At 52.3% G+C, this 2,629-nt stretch carries 2 rRNA genes; both read left to right on the top strand.

The window, feature by feature from the left end:
* Positions 1 to 2,357: ribosomal RNA gene (locus tag ACODS5_RS24585) — 23S ribosomal RNA — on the top strand; the annotation flags it as partial.
* A 130-nt stretch (positions 2,358 to 2,487) separates the two neighbouring features.
* A 5S ribosomal RNA gene (gene rrf / locus ACODS5_RS24590) occupies positions 2,488 to 2,603 on the top strand.
* Positions 2,604 to 2,629 lie beyond the last annotated feature (26 nt).

A 2,629-nucleotide genomic window follows, 5' to 3' on the forward strand; every position in this document is an offset into this window, starting at 1 on the left:
TTGTTAGGTGACTGCGTACCTTTTGTATAATGGGTCAGCGACTTATATTCAGTGGCGAGCTTAACCGAATAGGGGAGGCGTAGCGAAAGCGAGTCTTAATAGGGCGCTTTAGTCGCTGGGTATAGACCCGAAACCGGGCGATCTATCCATGGGCAGGTTGAAGGTTAGGTAACACTGACTGGAGGACCGAACCGACTACCGTTGAAAAGTTAGCGGATGACCTGTGGATCGGAGTGAAAGGCTAATCAAGCTCGGAGATAGCTGGTTCTCCTCGAAAGCTATTTAGGTAGCGCCTCATGTATCACTGTAGGGGGTAGAGCACTGTTTCGGCTAGGGGGTCATCCCGACTTACCAAACCGATGCAAACTCCGAATACCTACAAGTGCCGAGCATGGGAGACACACGGCGGGTGCTAACGTCCGTCGTGAAAAGGGAAACAACCCAGACCGTCAGCTAAGGTCCCAAAGTCATGGTTAAGTGGGAAACGATGTGGGAAGGCTTAGACAGCTAGGAGGTTGGCTTAGAAGCAGCCATCCTTTAAAGAAAGCGTAATAGCTCACTAGTCGAGTCGGCCTGCGCGGAAGATGTAACGGGGCTCAAACCATGCACCGAAGCTACGGGTGTCATCTTTGATGACGCGGTAGAGGAGCGTTCTGTAAGCCTGTGAAGGTGAGTTGAGAAGCTTGCTGGAGGTATCAGAAGTGCGAATGCTGACATGAGTAACGACAATGCGAGTGAAAAACTCGCACGCCGAAAGACCAAGGTTTCCTGCGCAACGTTAATCGACGCAGGGTTAGTCGGTCCCTAAGGCGAGGCTGAAAAGCGTAGTCGATGGAAAACAGGTTAATATTCCTGTACTTCCAGTTATTGCGATGGAGGGACGGAGAAGGCTAGGCCAGCTTGGCGTTGGTTGTCCAAGTTTAAGGTGGTAGGCTGAGATCTTAGGCAAATCCGGGATCTCAAGGCCGAGAGCTGATGACGAGTGCTCATTAGAGCGCGAAGTGGTTGATGCCATGCTTCCAAGAAAAGCTCCTAAGCTTCAGATAACTGGGAACCGTACCCCAAACCGACACAGGTGGTTAGGTAGAGAATACCAAGGCGCTTGAGAGAACTCGGGTGAAGGAACTAGGCAAAATGGCACCGTAACTTCGGGAGAAGGTGCGCCGGCGAGGGTGAAGGACTTGCTCCGTAAGCCCATGCCGGTCGAAGATACCAGGCCGCTGCGACTGTTTATTAAAAACACAGCACTCTGCAAACACGAAAGTGGACGTATAGGGTGTGACGCCTGCCCGGTGCCGGAAGGTTAATTGATGGGGTTAGCGCAAGCGAAGCTCTTGATCGAAGCCCCGGTAAACGGCGGCCGTAACTATAACGGTCCTAAGGTAGCGAAATTCCTTGTCGGGTAAGTTCCGACCTGCACGAATGGCGTAACGATGGCGGCGCTGTCTCCACCCGAGACTCAGTGAAATTGAAATCGCTGTGAAGATGCAGTGTATCCGCGGCTAGACGGAAAGACCCCGTGAACCTTTACTATAGCTTTGCACTGGACTTTGAGCTTGCTTGTGTAGGATAGGTGGGAGGCTTTGAAGTGGGGACGCCAGTTCTCATGGAGCCATCCTTGAAATACCACCCTGGCAACCTTGAGGTTCTAACTCAGGTCCGTTATCCGGATCGAGGACAGTGTATGGTGGGTAGTTTGACTGGGGCGGTCTCCTCCCAAAGAGTAACGGAGGAGTACGAAGGTGCGCTCAGACCGGTCGGAAATCGGTCGTAGAGTATAAAGGCAAAAGCGCGCTTGACTGCGAGACAAACACGTCGAGCAGGTACGAAAGTAGGTCTTAGTGATCCGGTGGTTCTGTATGGAAGGGCCATCGCTCAACGGATAAAAGGTACTCCGGGGATAACAGGCTGATACCGCCCAAGAGTTCATATCGACGGCGGTGTTTGGCACCTCGATGTCGGCTCATCACATCCTGGGGCTGAAGCCGGTCCCAAGGGTATGGCTGTTCGCCATTTAAAGTGGTACGCGAGCTGGGTTTAGAACGTCGTGAGACAGTTCGGTCCCTATCTGCCGTGGACGTTTGAGATTTGAGAGGGGCTGCTCCTAGTACGAGAGGACCGGAGTGGACGAACCTCTGGTGTTCCGGTTGTCACGCCAGTGGCATTGCCGGGTAGCTATGTTCGGAAGAGATAACCGCTGAAAGCATCTAAGCGGGAAACTTGCCTCAAGATGAGATCTCACTGGGATCTTGAATCCCCTGAAGGGCCGTCGAAGACTACGACGTTGATAGGTTGGGTGTGTAAGCGCTGTGAGGCGTTGAGCTAACCAATACTAATTGCCCGTGAGGCTTGACCATATAACACCCAAGCAATTTGCTTACGCAGATTGTGGTGGTGAAGACGAAAGACCCGAAGATTCGTAAGGCCACAAATTCACATATCCGAATTGGCTGAGAGTGCTGCAAGGCATTCACGGCAACCGAATTTCTTGACGACCATAGAGCATTGGAACCACCTGATCCCATCCCGAACTCAGTAGTGAAACGATGCATCGCCGATGGTAGTGTGGGGCTTCCCCATGTGAGAGTAGGTCATCGTCAAGATTCATTTCGCAAAACCCCTATCTGCG

The organism is Pseudomonas sp. FG47 (assembly GCF_057809115.1).